Below are 24,170 nucleotides of genomic sequence, written 5' to 3' on the forward strand. Positions count from 1 at the left end.
CTCGAAACCCGTAGTCAGAAGTTGCCGAGGAACCAGTCCTTCATGCGCGAGAACACCTGTCCCATCGACCCCGACTGCACCGCAACCTTGCGCCCGCGCATACGCTGCGAGCGTCCTTCGACGAGCAGACCCATCGCCGTCGAATAGCGCGGATTGCGCACGACGTCGGCGAGACCGCCCGCATACTCCGGCACGCCGATGCGCACCGGTTTCAGGAAAATGTCCTCACCGAGCTCGACCATGCCGATCATCATCGACGCGCCGCCCGTCAGCACGACGCCCGAGCTCAGCAGTTCTTCATAACCCGACTCGCGCACCACCTGCTGCACGAGCGAAAACAGCTCTTCGACGCGCGGCTCGATCACGGCCGCCAATGCCTGGCGCGACAGCGTGCGCGGCCCGCGCTCGCCGAGACCCGGCACTTCGATCATCTCGTCCGGATCGGCGAGCGCCTGCTTGGCGATGCCGTAGTCGACCTTGATGTCCTCGGCATCCGGCGTCGGCGTTCGCAGCGCCATCGCGATGTCGCTCGTGATCTGGTCGCCGGCGATCGGAATCACGGCCGTGTGGCGAATCGCGCCTTCGCTGAAGATCGCGATGTCCGTCGTGCCGCCGCCGATGTCGACCAGCACCACGCCCAGTTCCTTTTCGTCTTCCGTCAGCACCGCGAGCGAAGACGCGAGCGGCTGCAGAATCAGGTCGTTCACTTCGAGGCCGCAGCGACGCACGCACTTGACGATGTTCTGCGCCGCGCTCACGGCACCGGTCACGATATGCACCTTCACTTCGAGGCGGATGCCGCTCATGCCGATCGGCTCGCGCACGTCTTCCTGACCGTCGATGATGAATTCCTGCGTGAGGATATGCAGCACCTGCTGGTCGGTCGGAATGTTGATCGCCTTGGCGGTTTCGATCACGCGCGCGACGTCCGCCTGCGTGACTTCCTTCTCCTTGATCGCGACCATGCCGCTCGAATTGAAGCTGCGGATATGGCTGCCGGCGATCCCGGTGAACACATTCGTGATCTTGCAGTCGGCCATCAGCTCGGCTTCCTCGAGCGCGCGCTGAATCGACTGCACGGTGGCTTCGATATTCACCACCACGCCCTTCTTGAGCCCCTTCGATTCGCTCTGGCCGAGACCGATCACCTCGTAGTGACCCTCGCCCTTCAACTCGGCGACGATGGCCACTACCTTCGACGTTCCGATGTCGAGGGCGACCAGCAGATCTTTATAGTCTTTACTCATAGCGTGCTCAGTGCGTGTGATGTCCGTTTACTTCTTGCCCTTGTCGGGTTCGCTGATGAAGCGCATGCCAGTGGCACGAATCGCGAAACCGTTCGGATAGCGCAAGTCCGCATTCTCGATATCCTTTCCCCAACGTTGCGTCACCGCGCTCCATGCCGCGGTCAGGCGCTTGCTGCGATCGGCCAGCGTGTCCTGATTGCGTTCGCGGCCCAACTCCACCTGCGTGCCGTTCGACAGCTTCACCGTCCACGCGTAGCGCGGCGACAGCGTCACTTCCTCGGGCGTCTCGTGGATCGCCGCGAACCACTTCTGGAAGTCGTGATAACGCGCGACGACTTCCTTCGCCGTACCGTCCGGGCCGTCGAACGCCGGCAGGTCTCCGTCGAGCTCGCCCTGGTTCGCGGTGAACAGCTCGCCGTCGACGCTCACCAGCTGATCGCTGCCCCACGTCCCAAGCGGCTTGTACTCCTCGAGCGTGACAGCCAGTGCATTCGGCCACACGCGCCGTACGCTCGCGTGACGCACCCACGGCATCTGCTCGAACGCCTGCCGTGCGGCGTCGAGATCGACCGTGAAGTAGTTGCCCTTCAGTCGCCCCACCACGCCGGCGCGTACCGTCGGCGAATTGATGTGCTCGGTATCGCCGTCGATCTGGATCTCGCGCAGCGCGAAATTCGGGCGCTGGATCAGCCAGTAACCGCCCGCCGCCAGCAGCACGAGCACCAGCAACGCGTGCAACGCGTTGGTGGCGAGATTGAGCTGGCGAACGTTGTTCCACATGGTGTCGCTTGCGGTTGCCTTGGTTAATCCTGCAGCGTCAGCGCCAACACGCCGACCACCAGTTCCTGATAGCTGATGCCGACCGCGCGCGCCGCTTTCGGCGGCAGCGAGTGATCGGTCATGCCGGGCGCCGTATTCACTTCGAGGAAGTACGGCTTGCCTTCGCCGTCGAGCATGAAGTCCGCGCGCCCCCAGTCGGTGCAGCCGAGCACATCGAACGCGCGGCGCGCGAGCACCTTCAGGCGCGCTTCCTCTTCGGCGCCGAGACCGCACGGAATCAGATACTGCGTGTCGTTGGCGACGTACTTCGCGTGGTAGTCGTAGAACTCGCCGGCCGGCACGATGCGGATCACCGGCAGGTCCAGATTGCCGGCGATGCACGCGGTGTACTCGCCGCCGCCTTCGATGCTCTTCTCGACCACGACGATACGGTCGTGCTTCACGGCTTCGATCAACGCGGCCGGCAGCGCGTCCGCGCTCTTCACCTTGATGACGGCGACACTCGAACCTTCGCTCGCCGGCTTCACGAACAGCGGCAGACCGAGCTTCGCGACGATCTCCTTGGCGCGCGCTTCGTAGTCGTCACCGCGCAGCACCGCTTCGAACGGCGGAGTCGGAATGCCGAGCTGCTGCCACACGAGCTTGGTGCGGAACTTGTCGAGACCGAGCGCCGAGCCGAGCACGCCGCTACCGGTGTAACGGATGCCATAGAAATCCAGCGCGCCCTGGATCTGGCCGTTCTCGCCGTAGCCGCCATGCAGCGCGTTGAACGCGCGCACGAAGCCTTCATCCTTCAATGCGGACAGCGGACGCTCGGCCGGATCGAACGGATGCGCGTCGACGCCCGCGTCACGCAGGCCTTGCAACACCAGGCGCCCGGAATTGAGCGACACCTCGCGCTCGGCGGAATTACCGCCGAGCAGCACTGCCACCTTGCCGAATTGTTTAGGGTCGATACTGCTCATCTCACACCTTCTGTTCCTGAGCGAGTCGAACCGGCACACCGCCGATCGAACCCGCGCCCATCGTAATCACCACATCGCCGTCGCGCACCACCGCGGACAGCGCGTCCGGCACTTCATCCACCGTATCGACAAACACCGGCTCGACCTTGCCCGCGACGCGCAGCGCGCGCGCCAATGCGCGGCCGTCGGCGGCGACGATCGGCGCTTCGCCGGCCGCATAGACTTCGGTCAGCACGAGCGCGTCGACGGTCGACAGCACTTTCACGAAATCCTCGAAGCAATCACGCGTGCGCGTGAAGCGGTGCGGCTGGAACGCCAGCACCAGACGCCGGCCCGGAAATGCGCCGCGCGCCGCCGCCAACGTGGCGGCCATTTCGACCGGGTGGTGACCGTAGTCGTCCACCAGCGTGTAGGAGCCCGCGGCCTGGCCGTCGCTGAGAGCCGGCACTTCGCCATAGCGTTGGAAGCGTCGGCCGACGCCGTTGAAATCCGCGAGCGCTCGCTGGATATCGGCATCTTTCACTTCAAGTTCAGTCGCAATTGCAATTGCGGCCAACGCGTTCTGCACGTTGTGCTCGCCCGGCAGGTTCAACGTGACGTCGAGCGGCGCCGCGTCTTCGCGCATCACGGTGAAATGCATGAGGCCTTCGCGAGCTTCGACGTTGACCGCGCGCACCTGCGCATCGGCCGCGAAACCGTAGCGGATGATCGGCTTCGACACGAACGGCAGGATCTCCTTCACGTTCGGATCGTCGACGCACAGCACCGCGATGCCGTAGAACGGCAAACGGTGCGTGAATTCGATGAAGGCCTGCTTCAGACGCGCGAAGTCGTGACCATAGGTGTCCATATGATCGGCGTCGATGTTCGTGATGACCTCGATCACCGGGAACAGGTTCAGGAACGACGCGTCCGATTCGTCCGCCTCGGCGACGATGAAGTCGCCGGTGCCGAGGCGCGCATTCGCGCCCGCGCTGATCAGCCGGCCGCCGATCACGAAGGTCGGATCGAGCCCGCCCGCGGCGAGCACGCTCGCGACCAGCGACGTGGTCGTGGTCTTGCCGTGCGTGCCGGCAATCGCGATGCCTTGCTTCAGACGCATCAACTCCGCGAGCATCACCGCGCGCGGCACGATCGGAATGCGGCGATGACGCGCGGCCAGCACTTCCGGATTGTCGCTGCGCACCGCGGTCGACACCACCACCGCGTCCGCGCCTTCGATGTTCTCCGCCGCGTGCCCGATCGAAATGCGCGCGCCGAGCCCGGCGAGGCGCTCGGTGACCGCGTTGCCCGACAGGTCCGAGCCGCTCACCTGATAGCCGAGATTGACGAGCACTTCGGCGATGCCGCTCATGCCCACGCCGCCGATGCCGACGAAATGAATGTGTTTGACGATGTGTTTCATTGCTTTCCTTCTGGGCTCACGCCCGCCATCGAACCCGCAGCCGCCACCGTCGCGCAGATCTGCGCGACCTGTTCGGTGGCATCCGGTTTCGCGAGCGAGCGCGAACGCTCCGCCATTTCCGCGAGACTTTCCCGCGTCTGGCTGCGCAACCAGTCGGCGAGCTTTTCCGCCGACAGATCGCGTTGTTGCACGACCAGCGCCGCGCCGTTGTCGGCGAGGAACGCTGCATTAGTGGTCTGGTGATCGTCGACCGCGTACGGGAACGGCACGAACAGCGCCGCGACGCCGACCGCCGAGATCTCCGACACGGTCATCGCGCCCGAGCGGCAGATCACCAGATCGGCTGCTTCGTAGGCGCTCGTCATGTCGTCGATGAACGGCACGAGCGAGACATCCGCACCAGCCTGCAAACCAGCCGCCGCGTAGTTCTCGCGCAGCGCGTCGATATGCTTCGCACCCGCCTGATGCACGATGCGCGGCCTCTCGTTGGAGCCAAGCAGCGCGACGGCGCGCGGCACGACTTCGTTCAACGCCGCAGCGCCGAGACTGCCGCCCACGACGAGCATGTTCAGCGGACCATTACGCTGCGCGTAGCGTGCTTTGGGTGGATTCGCCCGCGCAAGTTCCTCGCGAATCGGATTACCGGTCCATTCGCTGTGCGGCAGCGCATCCGGAAATGCGACCAGCACGCGCTTCGCGAGCTTCGCGAGCACCTTGTTCGCGAGACCCGCGATCGAATTCTGTTCGTGCAGCACGAGCGGCCGGCCGCTCAGCGCGGTCATCAGACCGGCCGGGAACGTGATGTAGCCGCCCATGCCGAGGACGACGTCGGGCTTCACGCGACGCAGCACGCTCAAACTCTGCGTGCACGCGCGCAGCAGATTCACCGGCAGCATCAGCTTGGTCTTCAGACCCTTGCCGCGCACGCCGCCGAAGCGCAGGTATTCCATTGGAATGCCGTGCTTCGGTACCAGCGTCGCTTCCATGCCCGCGGGGTTGCCGAGCCACACGACTTTCCAGCCCCACGCCTGCATCAGATGGGCAACCGCGAGCCCCGGGAACACGTGTCCCCCGGTGCCGCCGGCCATCACCATCAGCGTGCGTTGTGGCAGAGCCGTCATACCTTGCCCCCGCGCATCAACACACGATTTTCATAGTCGACCCGCATCAGCACCGCGATCGCCACGCAGTTCAGCAAGATGCCCGAACCGCCGTAACTGACGAGCGGCAACGTCAGGCCCTTGGTCGGCAGTAGGCCGAGGTTCACGCCCATGTTGATGAAGGTCTGCGCGCCGAACCATATGCCGACGCCCTTCGCGACCAGACCCGCGAACGTGCGATCGAGTGCGAGCGCCTGGCGGCCGATCTCGAACGAACGGCGCACGATCCAGTAGAACATCAGGATCACGACGAGCACGCCGACGAAACCCAGCTCCTCGCCGATCACCGCGAGAATGAAGTCGGTATGCGCTTCCGGCAGATAGTTGAGCTTCTCGACGCTGCCGCCGAGACCGACGCCGAACCACTCGCCGCGCCCGAACGCGATCAGCGAGTGCGTCAGCTGATACGCCTTGCCCTGCGCGTAGCGATCGTCCCACGGGTCGAGGTAGGCGAAGATCCGCTCACGACGCCACGGCGACGCCCACACCAGCAACGTGAACGTGCCCACCGCGGTCGCGACGAGGCCGCCGAACAGCTTGCCGTTCACACCGCCGAGGAACAGCACGCCCATCGCGATCGCCGCGATCACCATGAACGCGCCCATGTCCGGCTCGAGCAGCAGCAGCATGCCGACGAGACCGACCGCGACGGCCATCGGCAGAAAGCCCTTGGCGAAGCTGTGCATGTATTCCTGCTTGCGCACCGTGTAGTTCGCCGCGTAGATCGTCACCGCGAGCTTCATGATTTCCGACGGCTGCATGTTCGTGATGCCGAGCGGAATCCAGCGGCGCGCGCCGTTCACGCCCTTGCCGACGTGCGGGATCAGCACGATCACGAGCGCGACGAGCGAGATCAGGAAGAGCTTCGGTGCGTACTTGTCCCACGTCGAAATCGGAATGCGGAACGACGCGACGCCGACCGCCGCGCCGATCAGCACGAAGATGATCTGGCGCACGAGGAACGCCCAATCGCGATACGACGCGTACTTCGGCGAATCGGGCATCGCGATCGACGCCGAGTACACCATCACGACGCCGAGCCCGAGCAGCGCGACGACGACCCACAGCAGCGAGTGGTCGTAGTCGAGCATGCGCGAGCGCAGCGGCCGCACGCCGTTGACCGCGCTCGCGAGACCGCTGCCGCCGGTGCGGGTGGACGTGCGCGCCGCGGCGCCGTTGCCGCCGGAGGGTTCGCGCGAGCCGAAACGTTCCGACCAGCTCATATCATCGTCCCCCGTTCGGCCGCGATATCTTCGACCGTGCTGCGGAATACCGCCGCGCGGTGTGCGTAACCCTTGAACATGTCGAAGCTCGCGCACGCGGGCGACAGCAGCACCGCGTCGCCGGGCTGCGCGAGCGCGGTGGCCGCGCGCGTCGCGTCTTCAAGAGTCGCGTGATCGGTCATCGCGACGCCGCAATGTTCGAGCGCCGCGCGAATCTGTGGCGCGTCGCGGCCGATCAGCATCACCGCGCGGCACCAGCGCATCACCGGTGCGGCGAGCGGCTCGAACTCCTGACCCTTGCCGTCGCCGCCGGCGATCAGCACGACGCGCTGCGCGAGACCGTCGAGCGCGGCGACCGTCGCGCCGACGTTGGTGCCCTTGCTGTCGTCCACATAGTCGATGCCGTCGATCGACGCGATCAGTTCCACGCGATGCGGCTCGCCGCGATATTCGCGCAGGCCGTGCAAAAGCGGCGCGCCGGGCAGGCCGATCGCGCGTGCGAGCGCGTACGCGGCCAACGCGTTGGCCGCGTTGTGCAGGCCACGGATGCGCAGTGCGTCGGCGGGCATCAGACGCTTCAACGCGATGTCGGGCGCTGCGGCTGCTTCGTTCTTGCGACGGCGCTTCGGCGTCGGCGCCCCGAAGGAAGTCCCCTTGGGGGACTCGTCGCTCGCGTCGCGATCTTGCGCTTCGACGAGCCACACCATGCCGTTGTCGCGCAGGAGGCCATAGTCACCGTCGTTCTTCGGCTCGGTCACGCCGAACGTGACGACCTCCGCGTCGCCGCTGGCGGGCGCGAGCGCCATTACGCGTGCGTCGTCGCGGTTCAGCACGCGCACCGTCCGTGTACCGAAGATGCGGCCCTTCGCGGCTGCATACGCATCGAGTCCGCCGTGCCAGTCCAGATGATCCTGCGTGATGTTGAGCACGGCGGCCGCGTCCGGCGTAAACGTATGCGAGGTCTCCAGCTGGAAGCTCGACAGTTCGAGCACCCACACGTCGGGCAGCGCGGTCTGGTCGATCGCTTCGGAGAGCTTGTCGAGCAGCGACGGGCTGATGTTGCCCGCCACCGCGACCTTCTTGCCCGCGCGTTCGCACAGCAAGCCGGCGAGGCTCGTCGTCGTGGTCTTGCCGTTCGTGCCGGTGATCGCGATCACCTTCGGCGCGTAGCCGGACTCGCCGAGCGTGCGCAGCGCCTGCGAGAACAGTTCGAGTTCGCCCCACACCGGGATGCCCTGCTCGCGCGCCGCCGTGACCAGCGGCAGCAGATCGGCGGCCAGCGGCGACAGTCCCGGGCTGATCGCGACCAGCTCGACGCCTTCGAGCAGCACCGGCGAAAACGGACCGCCGACGAAATCGGCATCGACGCTATGCGCTTCAAGCGCGGACAGATTCGGCGGCACTTCGCGCGTATCGGCCACGCGCAGCCGACAGCCGTGCCTGGCGCACCAGCGCGCCATCGCGAGACCGGATTCACCCAGTCCCAGCACGAGCACCATCGGCTTTTGCCGATCCCGAAACTTCTCGCCGAACATCGCCTGCTTCCTTAAATACTGCTGCTTAACGCAATTTGAGCGTGGACAAACCGAACAGGCACAACATCAACGTGATGATCCAGAAACGCACGACCACCTGCGTTTCCTTCCAGCCCGACAATTCGAAATGGTGATGCAGCGGTGCCATCTTGAAGAGCCGCCGCCCTTCGCCGTAACGGCGCTTCGTGTATTTGAACCACGTGACCTGCAACATCACCGACAGCGTTTCCGCGACGAAAATGCCGCCCATGATGAACAGCACGATTTCCTGACGCACGATCACCGCGACCGTGCCGAGCGCGCCACCGAGCGCGAGCGCGCCGACGTCGCCCATGAACATCTGCGCCGGGTGCGTGTTGAACCAAAGGAACGCGAGACCCGCGCCGCCCATCGCCGAACAGAAGATCAGCAATTCGCCCGCGCCGGGGATGTGCGGGAACAGCAGGTATTTCGAGTAGACCGAGCTGCCCATCACGTACGCGAACACGCCGAGCGACGCGCCGACCAGCACGACCGGCATGATCACGAGGCCGTCGAGGCCGTCGGTCAAATTCACCGCGTTGCTCGCGCCGACGATCACCAGATACGTCAACACGATGAAGCCCCACACGCCGAGCGGATAGGTCATCGACTTGAAGAACGGCAACAGCAGGTCGGCGCGCGCGGGCAGGCCCATCGACAGACCGCTGCGCACCCACGCCATGAACAGGTCGAACACGCGCACGTTGCTCGCCTCGGACACGCTGAACGCGAGATAAACCGCCGCGAACAGGCCGATCACCGATTGCCAGAAATACTTCTCGCGCGACGACATGCCGCGCGGGTCCTTGTGGACGACCTTGCGGTAATCGTCGACCCAGCCGATCACGCCGAAGCCGAACGTGACGAGCATCACGATCCAGATGAAGCGGTTGGTCAGATCGGCCCACAGCAGCGTGGCCACGGCAATGCCGAGCAGGATCAGCACGCCGCCCATCGTCGGCGTGCCCGATTTGACGAGGTGAGTTTGGGGGCCGTCCTTGCGAACGGCCTGGCCGACCTTCATCGCGGTCAGCTTGCGAATGACCGCCGGGCCGCAGACGAGCCCGATCAACAACGCGGTGATGGTCGCCATCACCGCGCGAAACGTCAGATAACTGAACACGCGCAAGAAGCTTGCGTCATTCTGCAGCCATTGCGCCAGCGCCAGTAGCATGCCTGGATCCTTCTATTTCAATGTGCAGCGGGCGTCGTGCCCGCGGCGTTGGGTTGTGGACTCGTAACGGCGTCCACCACGCGCTCCATCTGCATGAAGCGCGAGCCTTTCACGAGAAGCGTTGCGGCAGCGCCGAAGCCGGCCTGCTGCAGTTGCCCAACCAGTGCGCCGACATCGGCGACGTGGTGCGCGCCCGCGCCGTATGCGGTGCAGGCGTCGCGCGAGGCGTCGCCCATCGCATACAGCGCGTCGATACCGCTCTCTTTCGCATACGCGCCGATTTCGCGGTGAAACGCCGGGCCGTCGTCGCCGACTTCGCCCATGTCGCCCATCACGAGCACACGCGGCGATTCACGTGACGCGAGCACGTCGATCGCGGCGCGCATCGAATCGGGATTCGCGTTGTAGGTGTCGTCGATCACGGTTGCGCCCGCGAGCGTGCCGAGCACGGCCTGCTTGACCTGCAGACGGCCCTTCACCGCGCCGAACGATTCGAGGCCGCGCTGGATCGCGTCGAGCGACACGCCCGCTGCCAACGCGGCCGAGGCCGCCGCGAGCGCGTTGTGCGCGTTGTGATTGCCGAGCACCTGCAGCGTGACGTCGAGATGGCCTTGCGGCGTGTCGATATTCAAACGCTTGCCGTCGAACCTGCCCTTCACCGCGGCTTCGGTCGTGCGCTCCGCGCTGTTCAACGCGAAATCGATGATGCGACTGCCGGTCGCGGCGACGCGCCAGATGCTCGCGTATGCGTCGTCGGCGGGGAATACCGCCGTGCCTTCCGGCGACAGCGCGTGAATCACGCTCGCGTGTTCGAGCGCGACCGCCTCGACGGTCGCCATGAATTCCTGGTGCTCGCGCTGCGCGTTGTTGACGACGGCAACCGTCGGCTCGGCGAGTTTCGCGAGCAGTTCGGTTTCGCCAGGATGGTTCATGCCGAGCTCGACCACCGCGAGCCGATGCGCGGCATGCAGACGGAACAGCGTGAGCGGAAGGCCGATGTCGTTGTTGAAATTGCCCGCGGTCGCGAGACGCGCATCCGCGCCGACCGCGGCCGCGAAGATCGAGGCGATCATTTCCTTGACCGTGGTCTTGCCGTTGCTGCCCGTGACCGCGACGAGCGGCAGGTCGAACTGACGACGCCAGCCGCGCGCGAGCGCGCCGAGCGCTTCGCGCGTATCGGCGACGCGGATCGCGGGCACGCTCCAGCTATCCGGCGTGCGCGCGACGAGCACCGCCGCGACGTTGCGCTCGGCCACTTGCGGCAGGAAGTCGTGCGCGTCGAAACGGTCACCCTTGATCGCGATGAACAGATCGCCGGGGCCGGCGCTGCGGCTGTCGGTCGACACGCGCTCGAAGCGCACGCTGTCGTCGCCGGTGACGCTCGCGCCGGGGATTTGCGCGGCGGCTGCACGTAGCGAGAACATGTTCATTCGCCACCTCCGCGTGTTTGTGTGGCGCGCGCGGCGAGCGCGAGGCGGGCATGGTCCTGATCGGAGAAAGCGCGTTTCTTGCCCATGATTTCCTGGGTGGCTTCGTGCCCCTTGCCGGCCAGCACGATCACGTCTTCGCGCGCGGCGCCGCGGATTGCCTGCAGGATCGCGCTCGCGCGGTCCTCGATGCGGCGCGCCTTCGACGCATCCTGCATGCCCGCGGCAATTTGCTCGATGATCGCGAGCGGATCTTCGCTGCGCGGGTTGTCGCTCGTCACGACGACGTTGTCCGCCAGCCGCTCGGCGATCGCGCCCATCAGCGGACGCTTGGTCGCATCGCGGTCGCCGCCGCAGCCGAACATGCAGACGAGTTCGCCGCCGCGCGCGGTCGCGATCGGCCGCAGTGCTTCGAGCGTCTTTTCGAGCGCATCGGGTGTGTGCGCGTAGTCGATCACGACGAGTGGCTCGTCGTTCTGCAGACGGCCGCCCAGACGCTGCATGCGGCCGTTCACCGGTTCGAGCTTCGCGAGTTCGGCGAGCGCCGCGTCGAACGGCACGTCGGCGGCGAGCAGCACGCCGAGCACCGCGAGCAGATTGCCGACATTGAAGAGGCCGAGCGTTTGCACTTCGACTTCGGCGTTGCCCCAGTCCGAGGTGCTCAGATGAAACGCGGTGCCGGTCGCGGTGGCATGCACGTTCGATGCAGTGAGCCACGCGTCGGCTTGCGGTGTGCCGTCAGCGTTGGCGTCGCCATGCTCGCCCTCGATGCCATACGCGATCGTGCGCGCGTGACTACGCGTGCTCGCGAGCAAACGCCGGCCGGCGGCATCGTCGCGATTGATCACGGCCGCGCGCAGCTCGGGCCAGGCGAACAGACGCACCTTGGCGGCTTCATAGGCCTCGAACGTGCCGTGATAGTCGAGATGGTCCTGCGTCAGGTTCGTGAACACCGCGATGTCGAAAGCGGTGCCGTTCACGCGCCCCTGGTGCAGCGCATGCGACGACACTTCCATCGCCACCGCCTGCGCGCCCGCGTCGCGCAATTGCGCGAGGCTGCGTTGCAATTGCGGTGCGTCGGGCGTCGTGAAGCCGGTGTGCACGAGTTGGCCGACGAGCCCTGTGCCGAGCGTGCCGACGATCGCGCAGCGCATGCCGCGCGCGGACAGCGCCGCGGCGACCCACTGGCTGCACGAGGTCTTGCCGTTCGTGCCGGTGATGCCGACCGCGAGCATCGCGTCGCTCGGATCGCGATACCACGCGCTCGCGATCGTGCCGGCGAGTTCGTTCAACGCCGGCACCGCATGTGCGGCGGCCGCGTCGAGCGTGCCGCTGAAACCTTCGGGTTGCACGAGCACGGCGGCCGCACCGCGCTTGATGGCCGCGTCGATGAATGCGCGGTTGTCCGCGCCATCGACCGCGTACGCGAAGAACGCGTCGCCGGCCGCGAGCGAGCGCGTGTCGGCGTGCAGATGCGCGCCTGGCTGCACGTGCGCGTGCAGCCAGGCGAGGGCGTCGGCGATCTGCCGGTGCGCTGGATGTTGCTCGCGCAGCGCGCTCATCGCTCGACTCCTGGATGATTTTTCGGGGTGGCGGAAATGGTCATCCTCTTCACGCCGGGGCTCGTCGACAGCTTCTTCACCACGGGCGGCGTGGCCGGCGCGCCGGGCGCGGGCGGCGCCGAATCGTCGGACACGACCATCTGCTTGACGGGCATGTCGGGCGGCACGTTCAGCGCGCGCAGCGTATCCCCGGCGATGCCCGAAAACACCGGGCCCGACACCTGGCCGCCGAAGTGGCTACCGGCCGTCGGCTCGTCGACCGACACCGCAACGACGATGCGCGGATTCGGCATCGGCGCCATACCGACGAACGAGGCGCGATATTTGGAGTGGTCGTAGCCGTGCGGACCGTGCTTGTATGCGGTACCGCTCTTGCCGCCGACGCGATAGCCGGGCACCGCCGCATCCGGCGACGTGCCTTGCGGCGACACCACGGTTTCGAGCATCGCGCGCACTTCACGCGCGGTGGTCGGCGAGAAGATCTGCGGACCGGTGGCCGGCGGGTCGCCCGGCGTGTGGAAAATCGTCACCGGCATGATTTCGCCGTCGTGCGCGATCGCGGTGTACGCGCGGCCGAGCTGGAACAGCGACACCGACAGGCCATAGCCGTACGACATCGTCGCCTGCTCGATGCGGCGCCAGCTCTTCCACGGACGCAGACGGCCCGCCGCCGCGCCCGGAAAGCCGACCTTCGGTGCCTGGCCGAGACCGATGCTGGTGTACATGTTCCACATCTCTTCGGGCCGCAACTGCATCGCGATTTTGGTCGCGCCGATGTTGCTCGACTTCTGGATCACGCCGCCGACCGTCAGCACGCCGAAGCCGCTGTCGTCGGTAATCGGCGCGCCGTCGAGTACGAAGTGGCCGTTGCCCGTATCTACCAGTGTAGTCGGCGTCACCCGGTGCAGATCGAGCGCGAGCGACACCGTGAACGGCTTCATGATCGAACCCGGCTCGAACGTGTCGGTCAGGATGCGGTTGCGCAACTGGTCGCCGGTCAGGTGCGAGCGGTCGTTCGGGTTGTAGGTCGGGTAATTGACGAGCGCGAGCACTTCGCCGGTGCGCACGTCGATCACCATCGCCGCGCCGGCCTTCGCCTTGAATTTCTCGACGGCCGCTTTCAGGTTCGTATAGGCGATGTACTGGATCTTGCTGTCGATCGACAGATCGACGTCCTTGCCGTTGTGCGGCACGACCTGTTCGTCGACGTCCTCGATGATGTGGCCCATCCGGTCCTTGATCACGCGACGGCTGCCCGACATGCCCGCGAGCAGCTTCTGGTCGCCGAGCTCGACGCCTTCCTGGCCCTCGTCCTCGACGTTCGTGAAGCCGATCAGGTGAGCGGTGATCTCGCCTTCCGGATAGAAGCGCTTGTACTCGTCGCGCGAGTAAATGCCGGGGATGTCGAGCGCCGCGACTTTTTCTGCGACGTCGACCGGCACCTGGCGCTTCACGTAGACGAAGGTCTTGTCTTCCGACAGCTTCGAGCGCAATTCCCTAGTGGTCATGCCGAGCAGTTTGCCGAGCGCGTCGAGCTTGTCGGCGCCGAGGTCGTCGGGCACCGATTCGGGAATCGCCCAGATTGCGCGCACCGGCAGACTCGTGGCGAGCACGAGGCCGTTGCGGTCGAGAATCTTGCCGCGCGTGGCCGGCATGTCGATGCGGCGCTGATAGCGGATCTCGCCCTGCTTCAGATAGAACGCGTTGCCCGGGCCCTGAATCCAGAACGCGCGCGCGGCGAGCGCGACGAACGCCATGAACAGCAGGAACACGACGAGCTTCGAGCGCCACATCGGCAGGCGCACCGACAGAATCGGATTGGCCGAAAACGCAACGCTCTTGTGGGCCGACGATTTTTTCATCGCGTGGCTCCGCGACGGGTCGCGACCGGCGCCGAGGCCGGCGCGGAAGTCGGAATGGGTGCGTCGATCGCCGTCGCGGCGCCCGGGGCGAGCGTCAGGTACTGGGTGCGGCCGGTGGTGACCGATTGCATCTTCAGCGAGGCGGTGGCGAGCTGCTCGATGCGCGACGTTTTGGACAGCGCGCTCTGCTGATATTGAAGCTGCGAATAGTCCTGCTGCAGCTGACGCTCCTGCGACTGCGCGCGCTGCAGCTGAATAAAGATCTGACGCTGCTGATTGGTCGCGTTGACGACCGACAAGGCACAACCCATCACGATGATCAGCAGGAAAATATTGAGGCGGTTCATGGCGCGATCCGCTCCGCCACGCGCATCACGGCAGAACGGGCGCGCGGGTTGCCGGCGACCTCAGCGTCGCTCGCGAAGACGCGGCCGATGATCTTGAGCGGAGGGCTCGGCAGGTCGACCGCGCGGATCGGCAGACGGCGATCCACCGCCGGCGCGCTCGCGTGCGCCTGCATGAATCGCTTGACGATCCGGTCCTCGAGCGAATGAAAGCTGATGACCACCAGCCGCCCCCCTTGCTCCAACAACGACAACGCTGCGTCTAGAACGACTTGCAGCTCCGCAAGCTCTTGATTGACGTGAATCCGTATAGCCTGAAAGGTGCGGGTTGCCGGGTCCTTGCCCTTCTCACGGGTTTTGACGACGTTAGCCACGATTTGGGCAAGCTCGCCCGTGCTGACGAGAGGCCCAAGACGGTCGGACTCTGCCCGGCGAGCAACAAGCGCCTTTGCAATCTGAAAAGCAAACCGTTCTTCCCCATAATCTCGTATCACCTCCGTCAATTCCTGCACCGTGGCCCGCGCGAGCCAGTCAGCGGCGGACTCGCCGCGCGTCGGGTCCATCCGCATGTCGAGCGGGCCGTCGGCGCGGAAGCTGAAGCCCCGCTCCGGATCGTCGACTTGCGGCGACGACACGCCCAGATCCAGCAACACCCCCGACACACGCCCTACCCCGCGCTCCGCCATCGCGGCGCGCAGTGAAGCAAAACTCTCGTGGACGATGGCAAAGCGCGGATCGGCGATCTTCTGCGCCGTCGCGATCGCGAGCGGATCTTTATCGAACGCGATCAGCCGCCCTGCTTCACCGAGCCGTTCCAGCACGAGGCGGCTATGGCCGCCACGGCCGAACGTGCCGTCCACATACGTGCCGTCGGCGCGCGTGACCAGCGCATCGACCGCTTCGTTCAACAGCACCGTGCGATGCTGCAATTCGTTTCCCATCGCAGAAGCCATATAAATAAGCCGCGATCAGAACGTGAAATCTTTCAACGCGTCGGGCATGCCCTCGGCGATCGCCGCCTGTTCCTTCGCGGCGTAGATCTGTGCATCCCACAGCTCGAAATGGCGGCCCATGCCGAGCAAGGTCACTTCTTTCTCCAGCGAGCCAGCCGCTCGCAACTCCGGCGACACGAGCACACGGCCTGCGCCGTCCATATCCACATCCATTGCATTGCCGAGAAAAATGCGTTTCCACCAGGCGGCGTTCATGGGCAGCTTGTCGACCTTGTCACGGAAGATTTCCCATTCGGGACGCGGAAAGAGCAACAGGCAGCCGTCCGGGTGCTTGGTGATCGTCACCCGGCCCTCTGCCTGTGTTTGCAGCGCATCCCGATAACGAGAGGGAATCGACATCCGCCCTTTCGCATCGAGCGTCAGCGCCGACGCCCCTTGGAACACTTCGCTCTCCCCTATTGCGGCGCTGTTTGCGCCGCCCGCCCGGTCCGTGAAAATCTACCCGAAAGTGGTGCCGAGAACACACAAAAAAACACTTTCTCACACTGTCTCCCACTTTAGAGGAACGCTAAACACGGGTCAAGGGAGCGGCGCGCTTTTCGAGCGGATTTTGTTTGCTAGAACAAGGACTTAGCGCGACTCCTTCACGTCCAGCATAAAACAGAAAACCGTTATAAATGAAAGGGCTAGTGCAACTTGTGAAGGTGATACGTGAAAAGTGCGAGGAAACAGCGCGAATTGAAAGAGATCGTCAAGGGATTCTGAAAGGGAAAAAAGCGGCGTCGTCCGGACCGACGACGAACGGGGCGCGCGGCGCCGTCTCGCTTGCGAAAATGCGTTCAGCGATGGCTGAGGCGATACGTGCGGTGCTCCGGTTAGCGAAGCGAAGCGGGTGAAACGCTCATATGTAATAGGCGGTGCGCGTCATCACCTTCGACATCGCACGCATCAACGCGCGTGCAGGAAACGGCAACTCGATGCCGCCCGCGTCCATCGCGGCCTTGCCGTGCTGCGCTTCATCGACGCGCATCTGCTCGACGATCGCGCGCGATTCATGGTCCGCGGCGGGGAGCTGATCGAGATGACTGTCGAGATGCTGCTCGACCTGGCTCTCCGTTTCGGCCATGAAGCCAAGACTCACGCGATCGCCGAGACGCCCCGCGGCGAGACCGATCGCGAGCGCGCCGGTGTACCACAGCGGATTGAGCAGACTCGGACGCGAGTCGAGCGCCTGGAGGCGTTTGGCGGTCCACGCCAGATGATCCTCTTCTTCCGACGCGGCGTGATCGAACATGGCGCGCAATGAAGGTGAGTCGGTGGCGAGTTTCTGCGCCTGGTAAAGCGCCTGCGCGCACACTTCGCCGACGTGGTTCACACGCATCAAACCCGCCGCATGCGCGCGCTCCGCGGGCGAGAGTTCGGGAGCTTCGGCCGTCGCCGCGCAAGCCTGCGGAAGCGGCAGCGGACGGCTCATCCGCGAGACCCCCGTCAGTGAGCGTAAACCCCGATCAAACTCGCCAATCAACTCGTCCAGCAACATAAAGCGCTCCCTGATTCGATAACCGCCGCATCGTTCCGGAAGGTCCGTGCGACAAGGCCTCGCGACGCGAAACCGGTGGCCCGACAGGCACCAATCCGCATGAAATGGGCGGTTAATTTGCGATTCTAGACCATGTTGCGTAAACGAAACAGCGGCCTTCCGGAGCGACTCCTTTTTCTTTGTTCCATGTATGCCTTTTGTTACATTACGTGGCAACTTCTCGCGAAGTTGGACAGCAAGGCCTTCAGCACTAACTAAATATTTCGCCTTGTACAAAAGATTCGTATTCCTTGGAGATCATTCGATGAAAAAGTCGCTTCTCGCTCTCGCAGCACTGGGCGCATTCGCAGGCGTCGCTCATGCGCAGAGCAGCGTGACCCTGTACGGCATCGTTGACGTTGGTATCAACATGAACACCAACTCGGGCGGTAAGCATCTGTACAACATGTCCAGCGGCGTCCTGCAAGGCTCGCGTTTCGGCCTGCGTGGCACTGAAGATCTGGGCGGCGGTCTGAAGGCCCTGTTCGTGTTGGAAAACGGCTTTGACGTGACCAACGGCAAGCTCGGTCAAGGCGGCCTGATGTTCGGTCGTCAGGCATATGTCGGTCTGTCGAGCCAGTTCGGCACGGTCACGCTGGGTCGTCAGTACGACTCCGTCGTCGACTACGTGGGTCCGTTCGAATCGGGTGATCAGTGGGGCGGCTACATCGCCGCTCACCCGGGCGATATCGACAACTTCAACAACGCGTATCGCACCAATAACACGGTCAAGTACACCAGCAAAAACTACAACGGCCTGACGTTCGGCGGCACGTATAGCTTCGGCGGCGTCGCCGGTGACTTCACGCACAACCAGATCTGGTCGTTGGGTGCTGGCTATAACAACGGTCCGCTGCAATTGGGCTTGGGTTATTTGAACGCACGCACGCCGGCAGCTTCGGGCGGTCTGTTCAACAACGGCGGCACGATCGCAACGAATACGCCGGCCGTGGGTACTACTGCAGCTAACTTCGCAGTCACGACCCCGATCTACGCAGGCTTCGCATCGGCCAACACGTACCAGGTCGTCGGCGCGGGCGGTGCATACACGTTCGGCGCGGCAACCATCGGCCTGACGTATTCGAACATCCAGTTCGGCAACCTCGGCAAGACGTTCGCGTCGCCGTTCGCTGGCCAGAAGGCAACGTTCAACAACGGCGAAATCAACTTCAAGTATCAGTTGACCCCGGCACTGCTGGTCGGCGCAGCGTATGACTACACGCGCGGCGAGCAGATCGAAGGCAACTCGCGTGCTCAGTACCACCAAGGCGCGCTTGGCGTGGACTACTTCCTGTCCAAGCGTACCGACGTGTACCTGGTCGGCGTGTACCAGCACGCTTTGGGCGACACGGTCAACGCAACGGGTCAGGTGGTCGCAGCAACGGCAGGCATCAACGGCCTGACCGGTTCGACGAGCAGCAACCAGTTCACGGCTCGCATCGGTATCCGTCACAAGTTCTAATAAGTCGTAAAAAAACGCAGTTTGTCTCAAAGGCGCCTTCGGGCGCCTTTTTTTATGCGCGGATTTTGTACGGGCAACAAAAAGCCCGGCGCACTTTCGTGCGCCGGGCTTTTGTTCTTCGCTCGCTTAAGCCCTGCCGTCGCGCAACTCGCGGCGCAGGATCTTGCCGACATTGCTCTTCGGCAACTCCGTGCGGAATTCGACGACCTTCGGCCGCTTGTAGCCGGTCAGTTGCGTTTTGCAGTATGCGAAGATCTGTTCGTCGGTCAGCGACGGATCCTTTTTCACGACGAACAGCTTCACTGCCTCGCCGGAATGCTGATCCGGTACACCCACCGCCGCGACTTCGAACACACCCGGCAGCTTTGCGACGACGTCCTCGACTTCATTCGGATACACGTTGAAGCCGGACACCAGAATCATGTCCTTCTTGCGATCGACGATCTTCACAAAGCCGTCCGCGCCCATGATGCCGACGTCGCCTGATTTAAAGAAGCCGTCCGCCGTCATCACCTTGGCGGTTTCGTCGGGCCTGTTCCAGTAGCCCGCCATCACCTGCGGGCCGCGGATGCAGATCTCGCCGGACTGGCCGGGCGGCACTTCGTTGCCTTCGTCGTCGCGGATCGAGACTTCGGTCGACGGCAGCGGCAGGCCGATCGTGCCGTTGTATTCGGTGGCGGTGACGGGATTGCAGGTCACGCACGGCGACGTTTCCGACAGCCCGTAGCCCTCGACGATCGGCGTGCGCGTCAGCTCGAACCAGCGCTTCGCGACCGCCTCCTGCACCGCCATGCCGCCGCCGTTCGCGGTCAGCAGCTTCGAGAAGTCGAGCTTGTGGAAGTCGGGGCTGTTCAACATCGCGTTGTAGAGCGTGTTGACCGCGGGAATCGTCGTGATCGCATACCCCTCGAGCGACTTGATCATGCCGGGGATATCGCGCGGATTCGGAATCAGCACGCCGAGACCGCCGGTGCGGATCGTCAGCAGCCCGCACACGGTCAGCGCGAACACGTGATACAGCGGCAACGCGACGACCGTAATGAACTGATCGATATCCGTGCGGTTCGCGCGCACCGGATTGAGCCAGACCTCCGACTGCAGCACGTTCGCGATCAGGTTCCGGTGCAGCAGCGTCGCGCCCTTGGCCACGCCGGTGGTGCCGCCAGTGTATTGCAGGAACGCGATATCGTCGGGCCCCTGCTGGACCGGCTTGAACGTCAGACGTGCGCCCTCCGAGACCGTGTCGTTGAACTTGACGTGCCCAGCCAGGCTCCACGCCGGCACCATCTTCTTGACCTTGCGCACGACGAAGTTCACGAGCGGGCCTTTGATGCCCATCAGGTCGCCCATCGCCGCGACGACCACATGCTTGACCGGCGTATTGCGCACGATTGCCTGCAAGGTCCCCGCGAAATTCTCGAGCAGAATGATCGCCTCAGTGCCGCTGTCCTTCAGTTGGTGCTCGAGTTCGCGCGGCGTGTACAGCGGATTCACATTCACGACCACATAGCCCGCGCGCAGAATCGCGGCGAGCGCGACTGGATACTGCAGCACGTTCGGCATCATGATCGCGACACGCGAGCCGCGCGTGAGCCCTTTCGACTGCAGCCACGCTGCAAGATTGCGCGAAAGCTCGTCGAGTTCACCGTAGCTGATCTGCTTGCCCATGCACACGAACGCCGGCTTTGCGCGGTGTTCGCGAAAGGCTTCCTCGAGCAACTCGGCCACCGACGAATAGCGTGTCGGCTCGATCTCTGCTGGAACGCCGGGCGGATAAGATTTCAGCCAGATTTTCTCCATGCAGCGTCTCCTGAATTATTTTCGAATGGTCGTGCTAAAAACGCATCGTAGCATGGGCATATTGCGGCCAATGGGCAAAGCGATGAGGTTAGACGGCAGCCTCGAACTTGCGAGGCTGGGCGCCAGCTTCAATGTGCGGCGCGGCTTTCAGGCCCGCTCGACTTCGACGAGACAGTCGTAAAACGTCGCCGAACCGCCGAGATCGGTGAGTGCCTGGCTCGTCAACTGGTTCGCGTTGCGGCCGTCCGGCGCGAGCTTCTTCCACCAGATCGACAACCCGACGACCAGGCCTTCGCGCGCCCGGTCGGTCACGCGGGCACGCGCTTGCATCGAGCCGCGGTCGTTGAAGATGCGCACCTGATCGCCGTCGCCGATGCCGCGCGCGTGCGCGTCGGCAGGGTGGATGTCCAGATGCGGCTCGCCTTCCGTCGCGCGCAGACTCTCGATGTTCACGAAGGTGCTGTTCAGGAAGTTGCGCGCGGGCGGTGAAATCATCGCGAGCGGATAGCGGGCCGCCAGTTCGGGCGCGCCGTCGGCCGATTCGTAGGGTGGCAGGTAGTCCGGCAGCGGGTCGAGGCCCTGTTGCGCAAGGCGCTCGCTGTAGAACTCGCACTTGCCGGATGGCGTGCGAAAACCACCGTCGGCAAATGGCGCATCAGGCACATTGAGACGGGCCCAGCCGGCTTGCTTCAGCATCGGCCAGTCGACACCGTCCAGCGTCTTGTCGTCCCAGCGAAATGCGGCTTGCGCGACGGCTTCGTCGCTGTCGAAGAGCGCCGGTTCCGTCATGCCCATGCGGCGCGCGAGGCTGCGGAAGATCTCGGTATTCGGCCGTGCGTCGCCGAACGGCGCGATGGCGGGCAGGTTGACCATCACGTGCGTGTGACCGTACGACTTGTGCACGTCGAGATGCTCGAGCTGCGTCGTGGCAGGCAACAGCAGGTCGGCGTAATCCGCGGTGTCGGTCTGGAAATGCTCGAGCACGATCGTGAACAGATCCTCGCGCGCAAAACCCGCCGCGACGCGTTCGGAGTCCGGTGCGACCGCGACCGGATTCGAGTTGTAGACCACGATCGCCTCGACCTTGGGGCCGAACGTCGCGTCGCCCGGATGCAGCAACGCGTCGCCGATCGCATTCATATTGATCACGCGGCTCGGCTTCGACGGCCAACCCGGCATCAGGTCGGGACGCTGCAACGCGTGCGAGTCGACCGGTGCCCAACCGCTCGACGACAACAGCGCCCCGCCCGCGCGCTCGCGCCATGCGCCGGTCAGCGACGGCAGACACGCGATTGCGCGCACTGCATTGCCGCCGCCACGCACCCGCTGCAGACCGTAGTTCAAGCGGATCGCGGCTTTCCGCGTCCTGGCGTAAAGTCGCGCAAGATCGGCGATTTCCTCTTCTTCGACGCCACAGATTTCACTAACCCGAGACAGTGGATAGCTGAGCGCACGCGCCTTCAAGTCGGCGAAGCCCAGCGTGTGCGCCGCGATGTACTCGTGGTCGAGCAGATTCTCGGTAATCAGGACGTTCATGATGCCGAGCGCGAGAGCGCCGTCTGTGCCTGGCTTTAGCGCGATGTGTTGATGGCATTTCTCCGCGGTCAGCGAGCGATACGGATCGATTGCGATCAGCCGGGCGCCGCGACGTTTGGCTTCCTGCGCGCGCGTCCAGAAATGCAGATTCGATGCGATCGGATTCGCTCCCCAGATCAGGATCACCTCGCTCTCGGCGAAAAACTCGGTGTGCATACCGATGCCGGCGCCGTACGTGTATTTGAGGCCGGCAGCGCCGGCCGCCGCGCAAATCGCGCGATCCAGCTGCGATGCGCCGAGCTTGTGGAAAAAGCGTTGCGCGATGCTATCGCCCTGCACCAAGCCCATCGTGCCCGCGTAGCTGTAAGGCAGAATCGCTTCCGGCGCGCGACGGACAATCTCGCCGAGGCGGCTTGCGGCAAGGTCGAACGCTTCGTCCCAGTTGATTGGCTCGAAACGGCCCTCGCCCTTGCGGCCGACACGCTTCATGGGCGTCGTCAATCGGTTCGGATGGTATACACGCTCCGCGTAACGACTGACCTTCGTGCACAGCACGCCCTGAGTCGGCGGATGGTCGGGATCGCCGGCGACCTTGATCGCCCGTCCATTGTCGATGGTCACGCGCATCGCGCAGGTGTCGGGGCAATCGTGCGGGCACACGGCGCGCGCGAATTCGGTCGGGGCGTTCATCGGCAATGTGTCCTGGCGAGCAGTAAGCGGTCGCGCAAAGTGGAATTTTATTACGTCTATAGGCCGCCGACCTCGGTGGCGCCACCAAAAATGCCTTCGGCGTAGAATCAATCATCCGCAGTGCCCGGGCCGACGTGGTCCGCGGCGATCTCATGCTCGTCAAGCACAAACGCATAATCACTCCATCATGAAACTCATCCCCGAAATTCAGGCCGCTCGCGGCGAAATCCAGACCCTTCGACGAACCATCCATGCCCACCCGGAGCTGCGCTACGAAGAGACGGCGACTGCTGATCTCGTCGCGCGTTCGCTCGAGTCCTGGGGCATCGAGACCCACCGTGGTTTCGGCAAGACGGGCGTGGTCGGCGTATTGAAACGAGGTAACGGCTCGCGCGCGATTGGTCTGCGAGCCGACATGGACGCGCTGCCGATCCAGGAGCTCAACAGCTTCGATCATCGGTCGACGAACGACGGCAAGATGCATGCGTGCGGGCACGACGGACATACGGCGATGCTGCTCGGTGCCGCGCACTACCTGGCCAAACATGGTGCTTTCGACGGCACGATCGTGTTCATTTTCCAGCCGGCTGAAGAAGGCGGCGCCGGCGCGAAGGCTATGATGGACGACGGCTTGTTCAACAAATTCCCCGTGGACGCCGTGTTTGGCATTCACAACTGGCCGGGCATGCCGGCGGGCCACTTCGGCGTGAGCGAAGGCCCGATCATGGCGTCGAGCAATGAATTTCGCATCGAAATCAAGGGCGTCGGCTCGCATGCAGCGCTACCGCACAATGGCCGTGATCCGGTCTTTGCGGCGGTGCAAATTGCCAACGGGCTGCAAAGCATCATCACGCGAAACAAAAAGCCGCTGGATACTGCGGTATTGTCGATAACGCAGATACATGCGGGCGATGCGGTCAATGTAGTACCGGACGACGCATGGATCGCGGGGACCGTTCGGACCTTCACTACAGAAACGCTCGACCTGATCGAGTCACGCATGCGCAAGATCGCGCACAGTACAGCCGAAGCATACGATTGCTCCGTTCAGATCCAATTCCACCGGAACTATCCCCCGACGATCAACAGCAGCGAGGAAGCGCGTTTTGCGGCGTCGGTCATGAAAGAGATCGTTGGCGCGGAAAATGTCGATGACGCGGTTGAACCGACCATGGGTGCCGAAGATTTTTCGTTCATGCTGCTGGCGAAACCGGGTTGCTATGCGTTTTTGGGCAACGGCGATGGCGGCCACCGCGAGGCGGGCCACGGCGCGGGCCCTTGTATGCTGCACAACGCGAGTTATGACTTTAACGACGAGTTGTTGCCGGTGGGATCGACGTATTGGGTCCGACTGGCGCAGAAGTTTCTGGCGCAAGGGAAGTAGAGAGTTGATGGAGCGGCCCCCTGAATCGCCGGACACAGTTTCCCACTTAAAATAGCGGGAA

General features: G+C 64.2%; 19 protein-coding genes. 2 read left to right on the forward strand and 17 right to left on the reverse strand.

The features are described from left to right. Positions 1-14 precede the first annotated feature (14 nt). The 15 genes from ftsA to coq7 all read right to left on the reverse strand — a co-directional run bounded on the left by ftsA (position 15) and on the right by coq7 (position 17,198). Positions 15-1,247, reverse strand: coding sequence for a cell division protein FtsA (gene ftsA / locus OKW37_RS21105; RefSeq protein ID WP_008921172.1), 1,233 nt, complete (start codon positions 1,245-1,247; stop codon positions 15-17). Between the two features lie 27 nt (positions 1,248-1,274). Then, the gene (locus tag OKW37_RS21110; RefSeq protein WP_090801961.1) at positions 1,275-2,027 is read right to left on the reverse strand and encodes a cell division protein FtsQ/DivIB; all 753 of its coding nucleotides are present in this window, start codon (positions 2,025-2,027) and stop codon (positions 1,275-1,277) included. Positions 2,028-2,050: 23 nt separating this feature from the next. Further along, positions 2,051-2,992 carry a D-alanine--D-alanine ligase gene (locus OKW37_RS21115; RefSeq protein ID WP_090801962.1) on the reverse strand — a complete coding sequence of 314 codons (942 nt, stop codon included), beginning with the start codon at positions 2,990-2,992 and terminating at the stop codon, positions 2,051-2,053. 1 nt (position 2,993) lies between these two features. Beyond that, positions 2,994-4,397 (reverse strand): UDP-N-acetylmuramate--L-alanine ligase, encoded by a 1,404-nt coding sequence (gene murC / locus OKW37_RS21120; protein WP_429408245.1) that lies wholly within the window; start codon positions 4,395-4,397, stop codon positions 2,994-2,996. Then, positions 4,394-5,518, reverse strand: coding sequence for an undecaprenyldiphospho-muramoylpentapeptide beta-N-acetylglucosaminyltransferase (gene murG, locus OKW37_RS21125; protein ID WP_429408243.1), 1,125 nt, complete (start codon positions 5,516-5,518; stop codon positions 4,394-4,396). The genes murC and murG overlap by 4 nt, the downstream gene beginning before the upstream one ends. Beyond that, positions 5,515-6,780, reverse strand: a complete 1,266-nt coding sequence (gene ftsW / locus OKW37_RS21130; protein ID WP_184058576.1) for a putative lipid II flippase FtsW — start codon at positions 6,778-6,780, stop codon at positions 5,515-5,517. The genes murG and ftsW overlap by 4 nt, the downstream gene beginning before the upstream one ends. Continuing rightward, positions 6,777-8,315, reverse strand: a complete 1,539-nt coding sequence (gene murD / locus OKW37_RS21135; protein WP_429408241.1) for a UDP-N-acetylmuramoyl-L-alanine--D-glutamate ligase — start codon at positions 8,313-8,315, stop codon at positions 6,777-6,779. Before murD ends, ftsW begins: the two co-directional genes overlap by 4 nt. 25 nt (positions 8,316-8,340) lie before the next feature. Next, positions 8,341-9,510: a phospho-N-acetylmuramoyl-pentapeptide-transferase gene (gene mraY, locus OKW37_RS21140; RefSeq protein ID WP_090801969.1), complete on the reverse strand. Its 1,170-nt coding sequence runs from the start codon at positions 9,508-9,510 to the stop codon at positions 8,341-8,343. A gap of 17 nt (positions 9,511-9,527) precedes the next feature. Continuing rightward, positions 9,528-10,940 carry a UDP-N-acetylmuramoyl-tripeptide--D-alanyl-D-alanine ligase gene (locus OKW37_RS21145; protein WP_429408239.1) on the reverse strand — a complete coding sequence of 471 codons (1,413 nt, stop codon included), beginning with the start codon at positions 10,938-10,940 and terminating at the stop codon, positions 9,528-9,530. Next, positions 10,937-12,499 (reverse strand): UDP-N-acetylmuramoyl-L-alanyl-D-glutamate--2,6-diaminopimelate ligase, encoded by a 1,563-nt coding sequence (locus OKW37_RS21150; protein WP_429408237.1) that lies wholly within the window; start codon positions 12,497-12,499, stop codon positions 10,937-10,939. The genes OKW37_RS21145 and OKW37_RS21150 overlap by 4 nt, the downstream gene beginning before the upstream one ends. Next, positions 12,496-14,361 (reverse strand): peptidoglycan D,D-transpeptidase FtsI family protein, encoded by a 1,866-nt coding sequence (locus tag OKW37_RS21155; RefSeq protein WP_184058587.1) that lies wholly within the window; start codon positions 14,359-14,361, stop codon positions 12,496-12,498. Before OKW37_RS21155 ends, OKW37_RS21150 begins: the two co-directional genes overlap by 4 nt. Continuing rightward, complete coding sequence (gene ftsL / locus OKW37_RS21160) at positions 14,358-14,708, reverse strand: cell division protein FtsL (protein WP_090801975.1); 351 nt, start codon at positions 14,706-14,708, stop codon at positions 14,358-14,360. The genes OKW37_RS21155 and ftsL overlap by 4 nt, the downstream gene beginning before the upstream one ends. After that, positions 14,705-15,658: a 16S rRNA (cytosine(1402)-N(4))-methyltransferase RsmH gene (gene rsmH, locus OKW37_RS21165; protein ID WP_184058589.1), complete on the reverse strand. Its 954-nt coding sequence runs from the start codon at positions 15,656-15,658 to the stop codon at positions 14,705-14,707. The genes ftsL and rsmH overlap by 4 nt, the downstream gene beginning before the upstream one ends. Positions 15,659-15,673: 15 nt before the next feature. After that, positions 15,674-16,102 carry a division/cell wall cluster transcriptional repressor MraZ gene (mraZ, locus tag OKW37_RS21170; protein ID WP_013090620.1) on the reverse strand — a complete coding sequence of 143 codons (429 nt, stop codon included), beginning with the start codon at positions 16,100-16,102 and terminating at the stop codon, positions 15,674-15,676. 457 nt (positions 16,103-16,559) lie between these two features. After that, positions 16,560-17,198, reverse strand: a complete 639-nt coding sequence (gene coq7 / locus OKW37_RS21175; RefSeq protein WP_429408234.1) for a 2-polyprenyl-3-methyl-6-methoxy-1,4-benzoquinone monooxygenase — start codon at positions 17,196-17,198, stop codon at positions 16,560-16,562. A 304-nt stretch (positions 17,199-17,502) separates the two neighbouring features. On the opposite strand from coq7, the gene OKW37_RS21180 reads away from it, so the two are divergent. Continuing rightward, positions 17,503-18,699: a porin gene (locus OKW37_RS21180; RefSeq protein WP_090801980.1), complete on the forward strand. Its 1,197-nt coding sequence runs from the start codon at positions 17,503-17,505 to the stop codon at positions 18,697-18,699. 126 nt (positions 18,700-18,825) lie between these two features. Here the strand turns inward: OKW37_RS21180 and OKW37_RS21185 are convergent, their stop codons facing one another. Next, positions 18,826-20,499 carry a long-chain fatty acid--CoA ligase gene (locus tag OKW37_RS21185; RefSeq protein WP_429408232.1) on the reverse strand — a complete coding sequence of 558 codons (1,674 nt, stop codon included), beginning with the start codon at positions 20,497-20,499 and terminating at the stop codon, positions 18,826-18,828. A 147-nt stretch (positions 20,500-20,646) separates the two neighbouring features. Next, entirely contained in the window at positions 20,647-22,725 is a 2,079-nt protein-coding gene (locus tag OKW37_RS21190) for a molybdopterin-containing oxidoreductase family protein (protein ID WP_429408230.1), read from the reverse strand. 187 nt (positions 22,726-22,912) lie between these two features. Between OKW37_RS21190 and OKW37_RS21195 the strand changes: the two genes are divergently transcribed. Further along, positions 22,913-24,109, forward strand: a complete 1,197-nt coding sequence (locus OKW37_RS21195; protein WP_429408228.1) for a M20 aminoacylase family protein — start codon at positions 22,913-22,915, stop codon at positions 24,107-24,109. Positions 24,110-24,170 lie beyond the last annotated feature (61 nt).

Source organism: Paraburkholderia sp. MM5482-R2 (genome assembly GCF_050436125.1).
GTDB lineage: Bacteria > Pseudomonadota > Gammaproteobacteria > Burkholderiales > Burkholderiaceae > Paraburkholderia > Paraburkholderia tuberum.